Origin of the sequence: uncultured Lutibacter sp. (assembly GCF_937891065.1) — a bacterium.
GTDB lineage: Bacteria > Bacteroidota > Bacteroidia > Flavobacteriales > Flavobacteriaceae > Lutibacter.
Map to the genome: position 1 here is coordinate 1 of NZ_CALAEQ010000203.1, position 18,810 is coordinate 18,810.

General features: G+C 31.0%; 14 protein-coding genes and 2 tRNA genes. 5 read left to right on the plus strand and 11 right to left on the minus strand.

What is annotated here, in order from left to right; genetic code table 11:
• A partial coding sequence (locus Q0352_RS11065; protein ID WP_299527457.1) for an NAD(P)/FAD-dependent oxidoreductase occupies nt 1–1,403 on the plus strand: 1,403 nt, incomplete at its 5' end.
• 217 nt (nt 1,404–1,620) lie between these two features.
• Complete coding sequence (locus tag Q0352_RS11070; RefSeq protein WP_299527459.1) at nt 1,621–2,355, plus strand: slipin family protein; 735 nt, start codon at nt 1,621–1,623, stop codon at nt 2,353–2,355.
• 32 nt (nt 2,356–2,387) lie between these two features.
• Here Q0352_RS11070 and Q0352_RS11075 read toward each other — a convergent pair whose 3' ends face one another.
• The 4 genes from Q0352_RS11075 to Q0352_RS11090 all read right to left on the minus strand — a co-directional run bounded on the left by Q0352_RS11075 (nt 2,388) and on the right by Q0352_RS11090 (nt 7,866).
• Entirely contained in the window at nt 2,388–3,119 is a 732-nt protein-coding gene (locus Q0352_RS11075; RefSeq protein ID WP_299527461.1) for a hypothetical protein, read from the minus strand.
• Between the two features lie 146 nt (nt 3,120–3,265).
• Complete coding sequence (locus Q0352_RS11080; RefSeq protein WP_299527463.1) at nt 3,266–7,306, minus strand: PAS domain-containing protein; 4,041 nt, start codon at nt 7,304–7,306, stop codon at nt 3,266–3,268.
• A 351-nt stretch (nt 7,307–7,657) separates the two neighbouring features.
• Nucleotides 7,658–7,741: transfer RNA gene (locus tag Q0352_RS11085), tRNA-Leu, on the minus strand.
• 52 nt (nt 7,742–7,793) lie between these two features.
• Nucleotides 7,794–7,866: transfer RNA gene (locus Q0352_RS11090), tRNA-Lys, on the minus strand.
• Between the two features lie 121 nt (nt 7,867–7,987).
• Between Q0352_RS11090 and Q0352_RS11095 the strand changes: the two genes are divergently transcribed.
• On the plus strand, nt 7,988–8,497 hold the full coding sequence (locus Q0352_RS11095) for a shikimate kinase (protein WP_299527465.1): 510 nt from the start codon (nt 7,988–7,990) through the stop codon (nt 8,495–8,497).
• On the opposite strand, the gene Q0352_RS11100 is transcribed toward Q0352_RS11095, so the two are convergent.
• The 4 genes from Q0352_RS11100 to Q0352_RS11115 are packed head-to-tail and all read right to left on the minus strand — an operon-like array spanning nt 8,489 to nt 10,731.
• Complete coding sequence (locus Q0352_RS11100; RefSeq protein WP_299527467.1) at nt 8,489–8,986, minus strand: phosphoribosyltransferase family protein; 498 nt, start codon at nt 8,984–8,986, stop codon at nt 8,489–8,491. The two genes, Q0352_RS11095 and Q0352_RS11100, sit on opposite strands and share 9 nt — an antisense overlap.
• A gap of 6 nt (nt 8,987–8,992) precedes the next feature.
• The gene (locus tag Q0352_RS11105; RefSeq protein ID WP_299527469.1) at nt 8,993–9,580 is read right to left on the minus strand and encodes an SAM-dependent methyltransferase; all 588 of its coding nucleotides are present in this window, start codon (nt 9,578–9,580) and stop codon (nt 8,993–8,995) included.
• Between the two features lie 4 nt (nt 9,581–9,584).
• The gene (locus Q0352_RS11110) at nt 9,585–10,370 is read right to left on the minus strand and encodes an SDR family oxidoreductase (protein ID WP_299527471.1); all 786 of its coding nucleotides are present in this window, start codon (nt 10,368–10,370) and stop codon (nt 9,585–9,587) included.
• Complete coding sequence (locus Q0352_RS11115; protein ID WP_299527473.1) at nt 10,360–10,731, minus strand: S4 domain-containing protein; 372 nt, start codon at nt 10,729–10,731, stop codon at nt 10,360–10,362. The genes Q0352_RS11110 and Q0352_RS11115 overlap by 11 nt, the downstream gene beginning before the upstream one ends.
• An 88-nt stretch (nt 10,732–10,819) precedes the next feature.
• Here Q0352_RS11115 and Q0352_RS11120 point away from each other — a divergent pair, with 88 nt between their 5' ends.
• A complete protein-coding gene (locus tag Q0352_RS11120; RefSeq protein ID WP_299527475.1) occupies nt 10,820–11,653 on the plus strand; it encodes an FKBP-type peptidyl-prolyl cis-trans isomerase in 834 nt (277 codons plus the stop codon).
• A 280-nt stretch (nt 11,654–11,933) separates the two neighbouring features.
• Here the strand turns inward: Q0352_RS11120 and Q0352_RS11125 are convergent, their stop codons facing one another.
• Nucleotides 11,934–14,774, minus strand: coding sequence for an endonuclease (locus Q0352_RS11125; RefSeq protein ID WP_299527477.1), 2,841 nt, complete (start codon nt 14,772–14,774; stop codon nt 11,934–11,936).
• 50 nt (nt 14,775–14,824) lie between these two features.
• Entirely contained in the window at nt 14,825–16,033 is a 1,209-nt protein-coding gene (locus tag Q0352_RS11130) for a methyltransferase domain-containing protein (protein ID WP_299527479.1), read from the minus strand.
• A gap of 164 nt (nt 16,034–16,197) precedes the next feature.
• On the opposite strand from Q0352_RS11130, the gene recG reads away from it, so the two are divergent.
• Complete coding sequence (gene recG / locus Q0352_RS11135) at nt 16,198–18,303, plus strand: ATP-dependent DNA helicase RecG (protein WP_299527483.1); 2,106 nt, start codon at nt 16,198–16,200, stop codon at nt 18,301–18,303.
• 19 nt (nt 18,304–18,322) lie between these two features.
• On the opposite strand, the gene Q0352_RS11140 is transcribed toward recG, so the two are convergent.
• Entirely contained in the window at nt 18,323–18,751 is a 429-nt protein-coding gene (locus Q0352_RS11140; RefSeq protein ID WP_299527481.1) for an energy transducer TonB, read from the minus strand.
• Nucleotides 18,752–18,810: the final 59 nt, after the last annotated feature.

The following is an 18,810-nucleotide window of genomic DNA, read 5'->3' on the forward strand; positions in this document are numbered from 1 at the left end:
TCAATTATAAAATAGCTGTTTACATACAAGAAAATTTACCTGAAACTTCAGCATACACCTTTGATTATAATGATGTTTCTTCTGCAAAAGAAATTCATATTATTGGTTTTGGACCTGCTGGAATGTATGCAGCATTGCGTTGCATTGAATTGGGATATAAGCCTATTGTTTTAGAACGAGGTAAAAATGTAAAAGATAGGCGTCGCGATTTACGTGCCATCAATCAATTTCATATTGTTAATGAAGATTCAAATTATTGTTTTGGAGAAGGTGGTGCAGGAACCTATTCAGATGGTAAATTATATACTCGAAGCTTAAAGCGTGGTGATGTACGAAGAATTTTTGAAAACCTAGTTTATCATGGTGCAACAGAACAAATTTTGGTAGATGCGCATCCTCATATTGGTACCAATAAATTACCAAATGTAGTTACCAATATTCGGGAAACTATTTTAAAATATGGAGGAGAAATTCACTTTGAAAGTAGAGTGGTAGATTTTACTATAAAAGAAAATAAAATTCGCGCTATTCAATTGCAAAATAATAAAGAAATGGCAGTAGAGAGTGTCATTTTAGCAACAGGACATTCGGCCAGAGATATTTACTATTTATTACATAGAAAAAATATAAATATTGAGGCAAAGTCATTTGCAATGGGTGTTAGAGTTGAACATCCTCAACAAATTATAGATTCCATCCAATACCATTGTAAAAGTGAAAGAGATGAGTTATTACCAGCTGCATCATACAGTCTTGTTCAACAAGTAAAGGATAGAGGCGTTTATTCGTTTTGTATGTGTCCTGGAGGTTTTATTGTTCCTGCTGCAACAGCTAGTGGAGAAGTGGTTGTAAACGGGATGTCACCTTCCAAAAGAAACAGTCAATTTGCTAATTCAGGAATAGTAGTTGAAATTAATGTTGAAAAAGATTTGGAAAAATACAATCATTTTGGTGTTTTAAAAGGACTTGAATTTCAAAGGGATTTGGAAAAGATGGCATTTACAGCAGGAGGAGGAACACAAGCAGCTCCAGCGCAACGATTAACTGATTTTGTTACAGGAAAATTATCTACTAATTTAAATGCAACTTCTTACCAACCTGGTTTAAATTCTGCCCCTTTACACAGTTTATTGCCTAATTTAATAGGTGGTAGATTAAGGACTGGTTTTGAAGCCTTCGGGAGGAAAATGAGAGGTTATTATACTGAAGAAGCAAATGTTATTGGTGTAGAATCACGCACATCTTCACCAGTGAAAATACCTAGAAATATAAATTTAGAACATCCACAAATAGAAGGCCTTTTTCCTTGTGGTGAAGGTGGTGGCTATGCCGGTGGAATAGTTTCAGCTGCTATGGATGGTGAACGTTGTGTTGAAGCTGCAATACAAAGATTAAAGAGTTAATTAATCTCCTTGAAATAAAACTATTAGCTAATTTTTTTATTAAAACAGAATTTCGTAATTTTAAAAGGAAATCTATAGCGTAATAGGATGCTTTCTGCTATCTTTTACAATGTTAATGTGTTAAATCTAAATGATTGAAAACACCCTCTTTAATTTTCATGATTTAGATCTTAATTAAGAGTATCAACCTCAAAATTATGAATTTAATACATGAATTATGAATTTATCACTTTTTTTTGCAGTTATTATTGGATTATTTTTATTTGGAGGTATCCGGATTATTTTTGAATATAAAAGAGCCTTAAAATTTAGATTTGGTAAATATATTAAAACGTTAGATCCTGGTTTTAGGTGGGTTATCCCTATTATTGAAACAATTCAAATTGTTGATATTCGTGTTATTACTTTTAATATAGATTCACAGGAAGTAATGACAAAAGACAATGTACCTTGTAGTATAGATGGTGTCGTTTTTTTTAAAATTGACGATCCTGAAAAGGCTGTTTTAGAAGTTGAAGAATACAAATTTGCCATTACACAATTATCACAAGCTGCTTTAAGAGATGTTTGTGGAAAGGTAGAACTAGATACCATATTATCTAATCGGGAAGAAATGGGGAAGAATATTAAAACTATTGTAGAAGAAGAAACTAAAGAGTGGGGTATTGTAATTATGGATGTTAAAATTAAAGACATACAATTACCTGAAAACATGAGGCGAATGATGGCGAATCAAGCAGAGGCAGAGCGATCTAGGAGAGCACGAATTATTTTAGCATTAGCGGAAGAACAAGCAGCAGGAAAATTATTAGAAGCAGGAAAATTAATAGATCAATCACCTTCTGCCATTAAATTAAGATTGTATCAAACTTTAGCAAATATTGCTTCGGAAAAGAATTCAACTATTATATTCCCATTCCCTGAAGAAGTTTTGCCAAGGAATACAAAATAAAATGTCAACAATTAATTTTGAATAGAAATTATTTATTGTGTTTTTTTACTTTTCAAGTAAATAGGAAGTAATTTTTTGGTTCCGTATTCAACTCTTGCTTCACAATCTATAATATCACCTTCAAATTTTAATTTTTTAGGGATTGCAAAACAGAAAATTCCTTTTGCTTTAGCCATTCTTTCTAATTTGTTGAAAGCTTTTTTAGATAAATTATTATATAATGGCTGAAGCAATTTACATTGCTCGTTAAATCCATGATTTTTATCCCAATTTTTAGCTTCTTCACCTTTTAAAAGATGAGTTGAAAAATAAATTTCATTTAGTTTAGGAAATGCATCTGAAAATACTTTTTTTGATCCTTCACATGCAAATTGCACTACTTCCTTATTTCTAACAATAAAAATACGATGAAAATTCATTTCTAATTTAGCCAATTGATTTGTTGCTATGGCAGCAATCCCAATCCATTGTATTTCGTGACCTTGCTGTATTCTTTTTGCATCAAACCATTTATAAAAATCTCTTATTTCCCTAATAGTTTTATACTTTTGGCTTCCATTATTTAGTGAAAGATTATAGCTATTCGCTTGTTTCCAAACTTCAGTTTTATTTTTTCTATCGTTTTTTAACCAACATCCTTCTAAAAGTATACGATTGTTAGTTTCTTTTTGATAAAGTTTTAAATTTTTCCATTCTTGTGCATCAATAAGATTAGAATTTATGAAGAGTAAAAGAATAACTATTTTAAGGAGATTTGTTTTCAATTATATGATTTTCTGGCAATTTTTAGAATAAATCAAAGGTACAATCTTTATGTTTTAGATGTGTATTATAATAAAATAATATTAATTTAAAGTGCAGATAATATATATTACCTGCACGAACTAATGTTTGCCAACTCCGAAATGCATTATGAATCTAATAGTTTGTTAATCATTTTTAAAAGCAATATTTTATTAATTGGCTTTGAAATATAATCATTGCAACCATATTCAATTGCTTTATCCCTGTCGCCGGGCATTACATAGGCGGTTTGAGCTACTATAAGCAACTCTTTGTTAAACTTCCTAATTTGTTGTGTAGCTTTATAACCATCCATTACTGGCATTTTTAGATCCATTAAAACCAAGTCGATATCTAGCTTATTTTTGCATATTTCTACGGCTTCTTTTCCATTCCGTGCGAAACTAATATTTGGGAATGTATCTATTAGCAACATTTCTAAAAGTTCTAAACTAACCTCATCGTCTTCCACAATAAGTAATTTTAAATTTTCTAATCTTGACACAGTGTTGTTGACACTTTCCGGTAACTGTTCAATTTCCTTAATTATTTTTTGGGCGTAAGGAACTGTAAATACAAATTTTGATCCTTTGCCTTCTTCAGATTCAACTGAAATCTCACCTCCTAGCATAGCGACATAAGCCTTTGTAATTGCCAATCCTAATCCTGAACCTTCCAATACCTTAACATCCTCAATATCGGCCTGTTCAAAACGATTAAATATTGCGTGTAACCGATTTTTAGGGATGCCTATTCCTGTATCTTCCACAAAAAATTCAATAAAATTCTCTTTTAACAAATAACCAAAAGTGACGGTACCCTTTTCGGTGAATTTAATTGCATTTTTAATAAGGTTCGTTAATATCCCATGGAATTTATGGCTATCAGTTAGAAGCATTACTTGCTCAGTCAGAAGTGATGTTTCTATAAACAGCGATAATCCTTTCTTGTTTGCTTCGGGTAAAAAGAAAGAATAAAGCTCCTCCATTTCAGTATTTATAGATATTTCAGCTTTGGAAATAACAACTTCACCCGATTCAATTTTTGAGATATCAATTATATCGTTTATGGTATTTAGCAGCCTATTACCGCTTTTATTAATAACTTTTGTGTATGTATCAATTTGATCTTTGTTTAAGTTCGGTTCATTAAGCAGGTTGATAAATCCAAGGATACCATTCATTGGGGTACGTATTTCGTGACTCATATTGGCTAGAAATGCTGATTTAAGACGATCACTTTCTTCTGCTTTTTCTTTGGCAGCGATTATTTCTCGCTCAATTTTTTTCTTTTGAGTGATATCCTGAGCAGTCCCGTAACTACCTACTATTTTATTATTCTTGTCTTTTATAACACTTCCTTTTGAAATTATTTGCTTTATTGAACCATCAGATACTATAATGTCCAATTCTATTTCATAAGGTATTTCTCGTTGAACACAGTCTTGAACAGATTTATCAAGCAGAACAAAACTTTCTTTTGTGTAAAATAGTCGTTGTTCAGAGTAATTTGGTGCAGGTAAATCATAGGAGCGTTCAAAAATATTGAATATTTCTTTTGACCAGGTTACGGTATCAGTATCAATGATATACTCCCAACTCCCAACATGTGATAATTTCTGAGCTTCAATCAATTTTCTTTCGCTTTCTTCTGCTTTTTCTTTGGCTGCTATAAGTTCAATTTCTGCTTGCTTACGTTCATTAATGTCCGATCCTATGGTAGTAACTACAGCATCATCATCTGGTTTTGTTCCATGCCAGGCCATCCATTTATAAGAGCCATCTTTACACAAATAGCGATTTTCGAAAAATGTAACGTCATTTCCTTTCAGCTGTTCTGTAGCTATATCAATGGTATTTTGTTTATCGTCTGGATGGACAAATTCCATATAAGGTATAGATGTAAATTCGTCAATGGAATAACCAAGTATTTTAGTTATTGCTTTATTTACTTGAATAAAACGACCTTCGTTCATATTCGCTTTTGCAATAATACTGGGTGATAAATCAAACGTTTTTTTTAGGCTTTCTTCGGTAATACGGATTTTTTCTTCAGCTAGCTTCCGTTCTGAAATATCAGAACCAATTCCTGTTACTATACCATTCTCATCAGGCTTAGATCCATGCCAGGTCATCCATTTATACGAACCATCTTTACATAAGTAGCGATTTTCAAAAAAAGATATATCCTTGCTTTTCAGTTGTATTGCTATCTCCTCAGCTGTTCTTCGGGTATCAGGGTGAGCAAATTCAATAAATGGCTTTGATGTAAACTCTTCAAGCGAGAAACCCATTATTCGTGTTACTGCCTGACTGGCTTCAATAAAATAACCCGTATTTAAATTTAGTTTTGCAATAATACTGGGTGATATATCAAATGTGTTTTGTATATTTTTTTCACTAATTTTGAGCTTCTCTTTAGCCTGCTTTTGTTCAGTTATATCCTGAAAGATTCCAGTTAGTTTTGTTGGTTGGCCATCGAGTAGTGTTACTTCGCATGTCGTACGAACGTCGATTCGACGGCCTTTGGTAGTATGGGTTTCAAGTTGGAGGTCGTATCCTTTGCCTTCTTTTATTGCCGTCTCCAATGCATTTATGATCATACGGCGAGATTCAGGTAAGAAATATCCAACTCCAGCATCTACTGTTGGGTTAAACTCTTCTGGTGATGTATCATGAATACGATAGGTTTCTGCAGTCCAGAATAAATTGTTGGTTGCAATGTCCAGTTCCCATCCTCCAAGCTTTGCTATGGACTGAGAAGCCTCAAGCAACTGGGTGCTTTGATTTAATTTTAACTGCGCTAATTTACGTTCGGTTATATCAGAACCAATAGTAGTTACCATTCCATGCTTATCTTCTTTTGTACCATTCCAAGCAATCCATTTAGAAGAGCCATCTTTACACAAATAGCAATTTTCAAAGTAAATTAGTTGATTGGATGTTAATTTTTCAGATACCACCTTATTTGTTGTCTTAAGCTTATCATCAGGATGAACATATTCTATAAATGGCTTCGATGTAAATTCTTCAACAGTATACCCCAGTATTGTTGTAACTGCCTGATTAACTTCAATAAAATAACCTGTATTTAAATTCACTTTTGCAATAATACTGGGTGATAAATCAAATGTTTTTTTTAGGTTTTCTTCAACTTGTTTCCTAGCTATAGTTTCCCAGGCAACATCCGCTAAACGCTGAACGCTTTTAACATCGGCTTCGTTGTAATTTATTTTTTTGTTTCCAACTCCAAAAACTGCCATAATTTGGTTCCCTCTAATTACAGGAACTACTAATTCACGTATAATTGGTGCATGACCTTCAGGCAAACCTTTTTTATGTGCTAAACTTGGATAGTCATTATGAATTACAGGTTTACGTTCTTTTATACAATCAATCCAAACACCAGCTTCAGAGATGGGATAATGTAGGCTAGCTTCAGTTGATCCCTTACACATATTATTTAATGTATTGGAAGACCAAGTTTGCAGTGAAAGAGACTCCTGATCATCTTCTATATAATGATAAAAACCAATTTCGCTACCTGTAAGTTCTTCGGCTTCATCCAAAAATTTCTGGAGTACTTCTTCTTCCGAATGATTAATCGCGTATTCAAACAATTTTAATTCTATATCCAGAATTTTTTCTTCGTGCTTTCGTTCTGAGATATCGATATGGGTACCCACCGTTCTGATGGCTTTACCGTTTTTATCAAAATAAATATCAGCTCTAGAAAGAATATCAATCCAATGCCCGTCATTATGTTTCATCTTAAATTCTACTTCAAAATGGTCTTGCTGTTTATCAATTATTTTCTGGTGCTTTTTCCTTGATTCGTCCCTGTCTTCCCGTTTGGTTAACTTCTCCCATACACTAAAATCGTTTGCTAATTCTTCGTCTTTATAACCCAACATGCTTTTCCATCCTGGTGAATAATAAATTTCGTTTGTTAAAAGATTCCAATCAAACAAACCGTCTTTTGTTGCAGCCATTGCCAACTCAAATAGTTCCTTACTTTCCTTTAATTTTTCTTCTGTCTGCTTACGGTTGGAACTTTTCGATAACTTGTGATTTTGAAACTTCGATTTCTCCAATTCAGAAATTTTTGATTCTAACTGACTGATTTTAATTAGGAGCTCTTCTTTTGTCACGCTTGGTTTTTTATTCATGTCCTCTACTCTTTAATAAATAAATAACTTAAGTAAAGCCAATATACAAAAATTATAAATATTTTATCGTAGACATTATTAAATAAATATAACCTTTAATATCTTCCAATTGAGCATGTGTGAATATTAGTTTTTTTGCGTTTTTTTTTAGTTAATTTAGAAAGGGTTAAAACACTATTATTTTTTAAGATTATTTGTAAAAGGGCAGTAGGTCATTTTTTTTAAAGTACTTATAATATACTTTTTAATTTTGAAAATGTAAGGTTGTATAAGTGGTAGTGAAAATGTAATGAAGATCAACTTTTAAAAGTAGTTAAATGACTGATCTTTAAAATTTTATAAATGTATTTGTGCACATAACAGGACTTGAACCTGCACGTCCTTACGGACACGAGCCCCTCAAGCCCGCGCGTCTACCAATTCCGCCACATGTGCATTTGATATTATTTTAAATAAAAAAAGTTAAGCGTAAAGCTCAACTTTTTTGTGACCTGGCTGGGGCTCGAACCCAGGACCACCTCCTTAAAAGGGAGGTGCTCTACCAACTGAGCTACCAGGTCAATTATCCTTTCCGCAATTGCGAGTGCAAATATACCATTCAAATTGTAGAAAACAAGTTTTTTGTTGTTGTTTTTTAAACGATATTTGTTTTTATAAAAGAAATCACTAAAAATTTAGTTTATGAAGATTGTTTTGTTGGGATATATGGCAAGTGGAAAATCTGCTGTTGGTACTATTTTGTCAAATAAGTTAGAAATTCAATGTATTGACCTTGATAATTATATTGAAGAAAAAGAACAATTGACTATTTCTGAAATTTTCCAGATAAATGGTGAGATTTACTTTCGAAAAAAAGAAAGTGAATATTTACAAGAATTGTTAAATTTAAGGGAAACTTGTATCATTTCTGTTGGAGGAGGAACTCCTTGTTATGGAAATAATATGGAGTTGATAGAAACTAATTCTAAATCATTTTATTTAAAAGCATCAATTCAAACAATTTTTGATAGATTAAGTGGTGAAACTTCACAAAGACCATTAGTTGCTACAATTGGTAAAGAAAATTTGAAAGAATATATAGCTAAACACTTGTTTGAGCGTTCTCTTTTTTATCAAAGAGCACAACATACAATTTCTGTAGATAAAAAAAGTATTTTTACTATTGTTGATGAAATAATTGAGTTACTCTAAAATCGCAAATGAATTTTTAGCTTCAAATATTACTGAGATATGTTCATGCATTGAGGTAGATAATGAAATTCCTTTATAATCAGCTTTTACGGGGTATTTTTTATGGTTTCTATCTACTAAAACGGCTGTATTAAAACGTTTTAATGGAACTTCTAAAAAATGCTTAATTCCATAAATTAAAGTTGTTCCAGAATTTAAAACATCATCAGCTAAAATTAGTGATTTATTTTTATAGTCTACTGGTTTTAAACTTGTTGAAATTTCATTTAAAGGTTTTTTCTTGTCAATAAAAACTTCACAGAGTGTTACTTTTAAGTCGGAAATTTCAAGAATAAAATTGCTTATTTTTTGTGCAAAAACATAACCATTACCATTTATACCAGCAATTATAATTTCTTTTTCTTTACAATTGTCTTCATAAATTTGATATGCAATTCGTCTTGTTTTATTATGAATTTGTTCGTTTGTTAAAATAATAGAACTTTCCATTGAAACTTATTTTTTTTCAAAGATAAAAAACAATTCTCTACCAAATCTAGGTTTTATAGAATTATAACATTTATCAAGTGTTATGATATTAAATTTTTCAGAAAATAGTTGCAAATACTCAACTGAACTTCCTCCAAATGGAGGGCCTTCTTTTGTTAACTCAAAATCGAAAAGTAAGCCTATTAGTTTACCTTTTTCATCTAATAAATCAGCCATTTTATCAACATACTTTGATCTAACATCAGGATGTAACGAGCAAAAAAAAGTGTGTTCTACAATTAAATTATACTTTTTGTTATGTTTAAAAAAATCAGCTTCTATTAAGTTGTTTTCAGGGAAAGAAGCAACTCTTTTTTTTAAATTTTTAAGTGGTTGTTCAGCAATATCAATAACATCAACATTAGTAAAACCTTGATTATGTAAATATTCTGCTTCATAACTGTTTCCAGCTCCAGGAATTAATATTTTTAAATCTTTATTGGGTAATTGACTAAAATATGCTTCAAGCGGAGAAGAAATATAGCCAATATCCCAACCCGTTGCATTTTCATTATATTTTTGTTCCCAATAAGTTTTATCAAACGGATTTTCCATAAATTTATAGAGATTTCATTAAACCACCATCAATAGTGATATTAGTTCCTGTGATATAGGAAGCATATTCTGAAGCTAAAAAAGTAACTAAATATGCAAATTCTTCAGATTTCCCTAACCTTCCAGCAGGAATGTCATTTACAATAGATTTTAAATTGTCTTCAACTGAAATCCCCTTAGCAATCGCCTGACTTTGGTTTAGCTCTTGAATTCTTTTGGTGTCAAATTTTCCTGTTAAAATATTATTTATGGTAATATTATAAGGAGCAATTTCACGAGATAATGTTTTAGCCCAAGTTACTACGGCAGCTCTTATAGAATTTGATAAAACAAGATATGATATAGGTTCTTGAACTGTTAGTGAAGTTGCATTTATAATTCTTCCAAACTTGTTCTTTTTCATATTTTCAAGAGCTAACATTGTAATATGATTTGTTGTCTTAAATAATAAATCAAATGCTTTTTGATAATCGTTTGTGGTCTTATCAAAAACTCCGCCTGATTCTGGGCCGTTGGTATTATTAATAAGTATATCTATTTGATTACTTTTAAAGTAATTTATGGTAGTTTTCTCAAATGAATTGAAATCATAAAAATCAGTAACAATATATTGGTGTTTTTGATTGAAATCAGTATTCAGTTCCGATAGTACTTGTTTTAATTTGTCTTCATTTCTGGCCATCAATGTTACTGATGCTCCACATAAAGCTAATTGTATTGCTATAGCTTTGCCTAAACCTTCAGTACTGGCACCAACAAGCGCGTTTTTATGTTGTAAATTAATCTTCATTACTATGAAATTCATTTATATCTCGTCTATCTTTTTTTGTAGGTCTGCCTTCTCCCTTTTTTCTATAATAGTCTTTGGAATATTTTAATAAATCTAATTTTTCAAACTCTTCCGCTGGTGTAATATCTTTTCTGTATAAATCAACAAGTTTAGCGCCAACACGACTTGCGGGGATATCTAAAACTTCAATTTCATAATTAACCTGATTCTTACGGATCGTAATTTTTTCATGATTAAAAACTGTTTTTGAAGGTTTTATACTGTCTCCATTCATTTTAATATGACCTTTTCTGCAAGCTTCAGTAGCGTTATTTCTTGTTTTAAAATAGCGTACACACCATAAATATTTATCGATTCGCATTAAATTCCTATAATAAAGTTAAATTTTATCTTTTATCTTTTAACAAAGGTATGAAAATAGTATCTTGCGCACCTAAAAATTAGACTGAATGAAATTTAAAAATTTATTTTTTATACTAGCGATAGCACTAGTTATTTTTTCTTGTAAAAATGACGATAATGATGCAACTAGTACTGATCCTGCAGCGCAATCTTTATTAGATGATACCGCGTTAATTGAATATTTGCAAACACATTATTTAAATGAAGATGATGGTGGGATTTGGACAGTTACAAATGGAGAAGCTCCTTTGATGGATGATAATAGGATTGCAGTTCAAAATATCACAAAAGATGATATTGCTTATAAATTATATTATTTAACTCAAAATGAGGGTGTTTCTACTTCACCTTCAAGAGCAGATTCTGTATTAACAACTTATACAGGGATGCTTTTAGATAGTACAGTTTTTGATTCTCGTACAATATATGTTTGGTTTTCATTGCCAAATTTAATAGATGGTTGGGGACACGGATTTACCAACTTTAAAGGAGGGACTAAAGTTATTAATGAAGATGAATCTTTTTATTATGAAAATTCTGGTAAAGGTATTTTATTTATTCCTTCAGGTTTAGGTTATGGAAGTGTTGGAAATGGTTTTATTCCAGGAAATGAACCTTTAATTTTTCAATTTACATTAGATAGCGTAAATGAATCTGACGATGATAATGATGGTATTTTATCTAAAAATGAAGACATTGATAATGATGGTAATGTGAAAAATGATGATACAGATGGAGATTTAATTCCAAATTATTTAGATACTGATGATGATGGTGATGGAATTTTAACTAAAGATGAAGACGCTAATGGAGATGGAGACTTAACAAATGATGATACTGATAATGATGGAATTCCAAATTATTTAGATAAAGATAATTAATACAAATAAGTATATAAAATATTCTAAACTTATTAAAAAAAAACACCACTATAAAACTAGTTTTATAGTGGTGTTTTTTTTTAATAATCTTTTTGAAGGGTTGATAATTAAGAAAAAGTATTAAGGTATAATTTACAGATATAAATAACTTTGTCAGTCTTAGCTTGTCTATGATCACTTATTATTGATCAATTTTTGATAACGTAAAGTAAAACATTTCAACAAGTTTAGTGTGACATTTTAAGAATCTTATGCTGCTGATTTATTAGATAACCTTTGTTTATTGAACTATCAATCTTTTAGTTGAATAAGCATTTTTATTTGCTATTTTAATAATATACAACCCTTTAGGGATATCATTAATTTCAATGCTATTATAAATAAGTATAGGTTGCTGAATATTAATAACCAGTTGCCCCATTAGGTTATAAAACTGTATTGTTTCAATTTCGGTATTGTTTTGTACAGAAATTGTAACTTGATTATTTATTGATGGGTTTGGGTAAACACTAAATAAGTTTCGAACAAAATCTGGTGTAGATAAAGTGCTTAAAGTATGTGCTCCCAATCCGTTAAAAGTGTCTGAAACTAAAATGTCCCATTCACTTGTATTATAAGTTGTATTTGGGGAATTAATAGTGCTTTTTCTTCTTAAAGTAGTATTAGCTGCAAAAACAGTAGTATTATTAAAGACCCCAACAATGTCAATCAAAACACCATTTTTAAATAAGCCTACAGGATCATTACCGTTAAAATCAATTGGAGCACCTCCTACAGTTATATTGGATACACTTGTTACATCAATGACTGCTCCACTATTTCCTATAACATAAACATTATTTGTATTTAATGTACCACTTAATGTTAATTCGTTTGCCCAACTCCCTGCACCATTTGCTTGTTTTTTGATTGAATAATTAGATAAATCAACTATACTTCCAGTAAAATTAGCAATTTCAATAGCTTTATTATTTCCACCACCTTCAACATATTCTGAAATAAATAATTCAGTACCACCACCAGTTGCAGCTGTAGTAGTTGATACGGATGATGTATTACTTACCAATGAAGTATTACCTGCAGCATCTTTTGCAAATACCGTAAAATTATAGGAAGTGCTTGCTGTTAAACCAGTTACCGTATATGAATTGGTTGCAGAAGATGCTAAGAATACACCGTCTTTAAAAATTTCATACGAAGTAACTCCAACATTATCGGTTGAAGCAGTCCAAGCTAAATCTGTAGATGAACTTGTGGTATTGCTACTACTTAAATCTACAATTGCTGTTGGAGCTTCTGTATCTGCAGTTCCTGTATAGCACGACCAAGATAAATCATCAAAAATTACTCTATTACCAGTATTGCTAGTATTATCAAATACAACAGTTACATTACCTGAAATATTTATACCAGTTATTGTAGTTGTTATAATTTCATTTTCAATTCCATTTGGAATTGTACCAACTACAACACCATTCACTTTTAAATCAAATGTACCAGTTGTTCCACCAAATATTAATTTAGTAGTAACAGTTAAATCTCCAATTCCATTTGCGGTTGTTGGAGCAGAAAGGGTACCATTACGTATTGTAACTGCTGATCCTGTTAGTGTTTGATCAGTTCTAGTATCTGTTGAACTCCATGAGCCACCATCATCACCAGTCCAAGTTCTAGCAAGGTATGATGAACTTGAAGCTATAGGGATATTAGTAAACGTTTCAGAAGTACAGAAACTAGGTATTGCAGTTGTTGTACCATCAACAGCCGTACTTTGTGCAGATTCATTAGGAATAGTAGCTCCGTCTTTTGCTAAAACTGTAAAACTATAGGTTGTTGTTGGTGAAAGTCCGGTAATTGTATATGTTGTAGAAGCTGTAGCTATATTGTAAATACCATCTACATAAATATCATAACTTGTTACACCAACATTATCGGTTGAAGCAGTCCAAGATAAATCTATGGTTGAACTGGTTTCATTACTAACAACAAGATTTAAAGGAATAGAAGGAGCATCAACATCTATAATGTTTGTAGTAGTAATAGTTTCTGTATTACTTACTGTTGAAGTATTTCCAAAAGCATCTTTAGCAAACACTGTAAAGTTATAAGTTGTATTTTGAGTTAAACCAGTTAGTGTAGCTGAATTTGTTGCAGATGTTGCATAAGATGAACCATCAACAAAAATATCATAACTTGTTACACCTACATTATCTGTGGAAACATTCCAGTTTAAATCAACAGTTGTATTTGTAATATTTGAAGCGATTAAGCTAGTAGGAGCAGTGGGGTCTTCAGTATCTGGAGTTGTACTCCAAATTTGCGCTACATATTCTGGATGATCAATAAATGGGTTTCTATTATTTTGACGTGCATAAATTGCATTATTTCTATCTATTTCACGTGTACTTACAGGATCATTGGTATGCCATGTCATAAGTATAGTTAGAAAAGGCTCCGTAAATACTTTATTACTTGTACCGTCAAACATATCATAAGAACTCCATCCTGAAACTAAGTTTTCATACCTTGTTGCAAAATAAAAATACATTCTTGCAATATCTCCTTTAAACTCATCAATAGGCTCAAATACTGTTCCTGTATATCCTGCTGAATAACCTGAATTCAAACCTGAACCTAGTTTAGATCCATTTAGAGTTGTAGAAGTAGCCGTACCAACAACTCCATGTGGAAAAGCAGATCTTAATCCATTTACCTTTCCATCAGTTGGTATAATAAAATGAGCGTCAGAAACCATTGGAGATTGTTCGCTAAAAACTGATTGAGGTATAATATGTTCTCTATTATAACAATCACCTTCATTAGAATAACCACCACATTGATCTGTTGAATAGGTATAATTATAGGGATCTGCACCTGTAGGATTTTCAGAATACATATCTAAAATTGTACCGTCATTTTCATAATAAATATCTCTATCAGATGTTTGGTAAGTATCCCATAAACCTGGTGTATAACTTAAGACAGTGTGATTATCTATTATATTGTAAAGTTGTGTTTTTAATGTATAATTAGTGCCAATAGCAGTATCATAATAACCTGCAGGGATTTGGCTGTAAATTGTAAATGTAACAAAGTAAACTAGGAGTAATAGTTTTTTCATCCTATGTGGGGGTATTTTTTTAAATGGTAAACAAAAAAATTAAATAATAATTAATTTACTTTCTCTAACAAAGCCATATAAAATCCATCAAAACCTGATTTATGAACAGAAACTTTATTTTCTTTCACAAACTTAAATTCTGGATGATTTTTTAAAAATAGTTGTACTTGATTTTCGTTTTCTGAAGGTAAAATTGAACAAGTTGCATACACTAATTTTCCACCAACTTTAACCAATTGCGAATAGTTTTCTAAAATTTCAGCTTGCGTTTTCTTAATATTGTCAACAAATTCAGGTTGTAACTTCCATTTGCTATCAGGATTACGTTTTAAAACCCCAATTCCACTACAAGGAGCATCAATTAAAACTCTGTCTGCAGTACCTTTCATTTTCTTCATTACTTTTGAAGAATCGATAGGTTTTGCAGTAACATTATGCACACCAGCTCTACGGGCTCTTATTTTTAGCTTTTTAAGTTTACTTTCATAAATATCTGTAGCAATTAACTGACCTTTATTTTCCATTAAAGCTGCCAAATGTAATGTTTTTCCTCCTGCACCAGCACAAGTATCAATTACTTTCATCCCAGGCTTTACATCTAAATATTCAGCAACTAATTGAGATGAAGCATCTTGCACCTCAAATAAGCCGTCTTTAAAACATTGTGTTACAAATACATTTGCACGTTCCACTAATCTCAATGCATCAGGATGACCAGGTATAAATTCAGTTTCAATTCCTTCGTCCGATAATTTTTTTCTTAAAGATAATTTATTGGTATTAAGGGTGTTGGTTCTTAAAATAACTTCAGCTTGTTTATTTAAAGCTTCAATTTCTTTTGTCCAATGTTTTTCGCCTAATTCTTTAATAGCCAATTCATCTAACCAATCTGGAATAGATTCTTTAAAAACACGTTGTTTTTGAAGTTCATCAAATTTACCTTTTATTCTTCTTTCAGGAACACCTTGTAATTGATTCCAATCTGGTAACTTGTACCCTCTTAGTATAGCGAAAACAGCAAAATTTTTCCAAACGTTTTCGTTTGTATAATGCCCTTTGGTTCCAGCAATTTCATTGTATAAGCGCTTCCAACGAACCATTTCATAAATAGTTTCTGCAACAAACTTTCTATCTCTTGCTCCCCAACGTTTATCTTTCTTTAAAGCCTTTTCAACAACTTTATCAGCATATTCTTCATCATTAAAAATAAGCCTCATTGAAGCAATTACTGTATATACTAAGTTTCTGTGTAATCTCATATTAAAATTTAAGGTTGCAAAGATACAAAATTAGTTGATAGAAAATTTGCCATGTTGAAATTACAATGTACAGGATATTTGTTATAGAATATATCCAAAAGCCATGAGTTGTAATTTGGAATTGTTTATTGCTGTTTGAATTATTATCTTCGTGCTTTAAAAAAATATCATTGTACAATTTAAATACTTCTATTTCATATTTAAAAGGTGTTGGACCTAGTAGAGCAGACTTGTTAAAGACTGAATTAGGGATTTATACGTTTAGTGATTTGCTAAATTTTTTTCCGAATCGGTATATTGATAGATCTCAATTTTTGAAGATAAATCAGTTACAAGAAAACTCCTCAGAAATTCAAATTATCGGAAAAATTACAAGTATTAAAACAGTTCAGCAAAAGAAAGGGAGTAGGCTAGTAGCCACTTTTGTTGATGAAACTGGCTCTATGGAGTTGGTTTGGTTTCGTGGTGTTAAATGGATTAAAGAAGCTATTAAAACAAAGACTCCTTATGTTATTTTTGGTAAGACAAATTATTTTAATAGATTATTTACCATGCCACATCCAGAAATGGAGTTGGTTTCAAGTTATCAAAAAAAAATACAATCGGTCATGCAACCGGTTTATCCTTCAACTGAAAAATTAACAAATAAAGGAGTTTCAAATAAAATTGTTTCAACAATGATTCAAAATTTATTTGAGGAGTTAAATGGGAAATTTAAAGAAACATTATCTATTCCAATTTTAGAAAAATTAGACTTAATTTCAAAGAATGAAGCACTTTTTAATATTCATTTTCCTAAAAGTCAGGAATTATTAACAAAAGCACAAAATAGATTAAAATTTGAAGAACTTTTTTTTATTCAATTGCAATTAATTAGAAAAAAAATTGTTAGAAAAGCGAAGATAAAAGGTTTCAATTTTGAAAAAGTTGGTGTTAATTTTAATGCATTTTATAAAAATAAGCTTCCATTTGATTTAACCAACGCACAAAAACGTGTTTTAAAAGAAATTAGAAAAGATTTAGGTTCTAATGCTCAAATGAATAGGTTATTACAAGGAGATGTAGGTTCAGGGAAAACCATTGTTGCTTTATTGACTATGTTAATTGCATTAGATAACGGTTACCAGGCTGCATTGATGGCACCCACTGAAATTTTAGCAACACAGCATTATAATTCCTTAGTTGAATTGTTAAATGGTTTAGACATTTCTGTAAAATTACTAACAGGATCAGTTAAAACAAAAGAGCGAAGAATTATTCATGAACAATTAGAATCGGGTGAATTAGATATTTTAATAGGTACTCATGCACTTATTGAAGACAAAGTAAAATTTAAAAATTTAGGAATTGCAATTATTGATGAGCAGCACAGATTTGGAGTAGCACAACGTTCAAAATTATGGGAGAAGAACGAATTGCCACCTCATATTTTGGTAATGACAGCCACTCCAATACCACGTACTTTAGCAATGAGTGCTTATGGTGATTTAGATATTTCAGTTATTGATGAATTGCCACCTGGAAGAAAAGAAGTAAAAACTGCCCACAGATACGATTCAAACCGATTATCAGTTTTTAAATTTTTAAAAGAAGAAATAGCTAAAGGTCGCCAAGTTTATGTTGTTTATCCGCTAATAAATGAATCTGAAGCAATGGATTATAAGGATTTAATGGATGGTTACGAAAGTATTTCACGTGAATTTCAAAAACCAAATTATCAAATTAGTATTGTTCATGGTAAAATGAAACCAGCAGATAAAGAATATGAAATGCAGCGTTTTATAAAAGGTGAAACTCATATAATGGTTGCTACAACGGTTATTGAAGTTGGTGTGAATATTCCAAATGCAAGTGTTATGGTTATTGAAAGTGCAGAACGTTTTGGTTTATCTCAATTACATCAATTACGAGGTAGAGTTGGGCGAGGAGCAGAGCAGAGTTTTTGTATTTTAATGACTAGTTTTAAATTATCTAGTGATGCTAAAGTACGATTAGAAACCATGGTAAGTACAAGCGATGGATTTAAAATTGCAGAAGTAGATTTAAAACTACGTGGTCCTGGAAACTTAATGGGAACCCAACAAAGTGGCGTTTTAAATTTAAGAATTGCAGATATAGTAAAAGATGCTCAATTATTAAAAACGGCAAGGAGTATGGCTATAGATGTATTAACTAAAGATCCAGTTTTAAAAACACCAGAAAATAATTTGATAAAGATTGCGTATCAAGAAGTTAGTAAAAACAGTACTATTTGGTCTAATATTAGTTAGTTAAGGCTAAAAAGTAATTTTAATTTCTGAAAAAGACTATTGGAATGGTTAGTAGTTCTCTTACTGGCAATCCATCTAATAAGGCCGGTTTCCAATTTGGCATGTTACTAACAACTCTTTTTGCTTCTTTATTAAGTATTAGGTTTACGCCTTTAATTACTTCTGTATTCGTGATTTTTCCATCTTTTTCGACATTAAATGAAACTAAAACCTTTCCTCTTGTGCTTGCAATACGGGAATTTCTAGGGTATCTAATATTTTTTGATAAGTAAGTAACAAGTTCTTTATTTCCACCTGGAAACTCTGGTTGTGAGTAACTTTTTTTTACTAATTCAATACTTTCATTACTGTTTATTTCTGCATAATCATCAGTGCCAGTAATTGTATTTTGAGCATTCAAATTTAAAGCTATAAAAACTAAAAATAATAGAATTGAAGTAGTTCTCATTTTAATTTTGTTTAAAAATCAGGTATTTATAAACTTAATTACATTGATTAAATTAATTA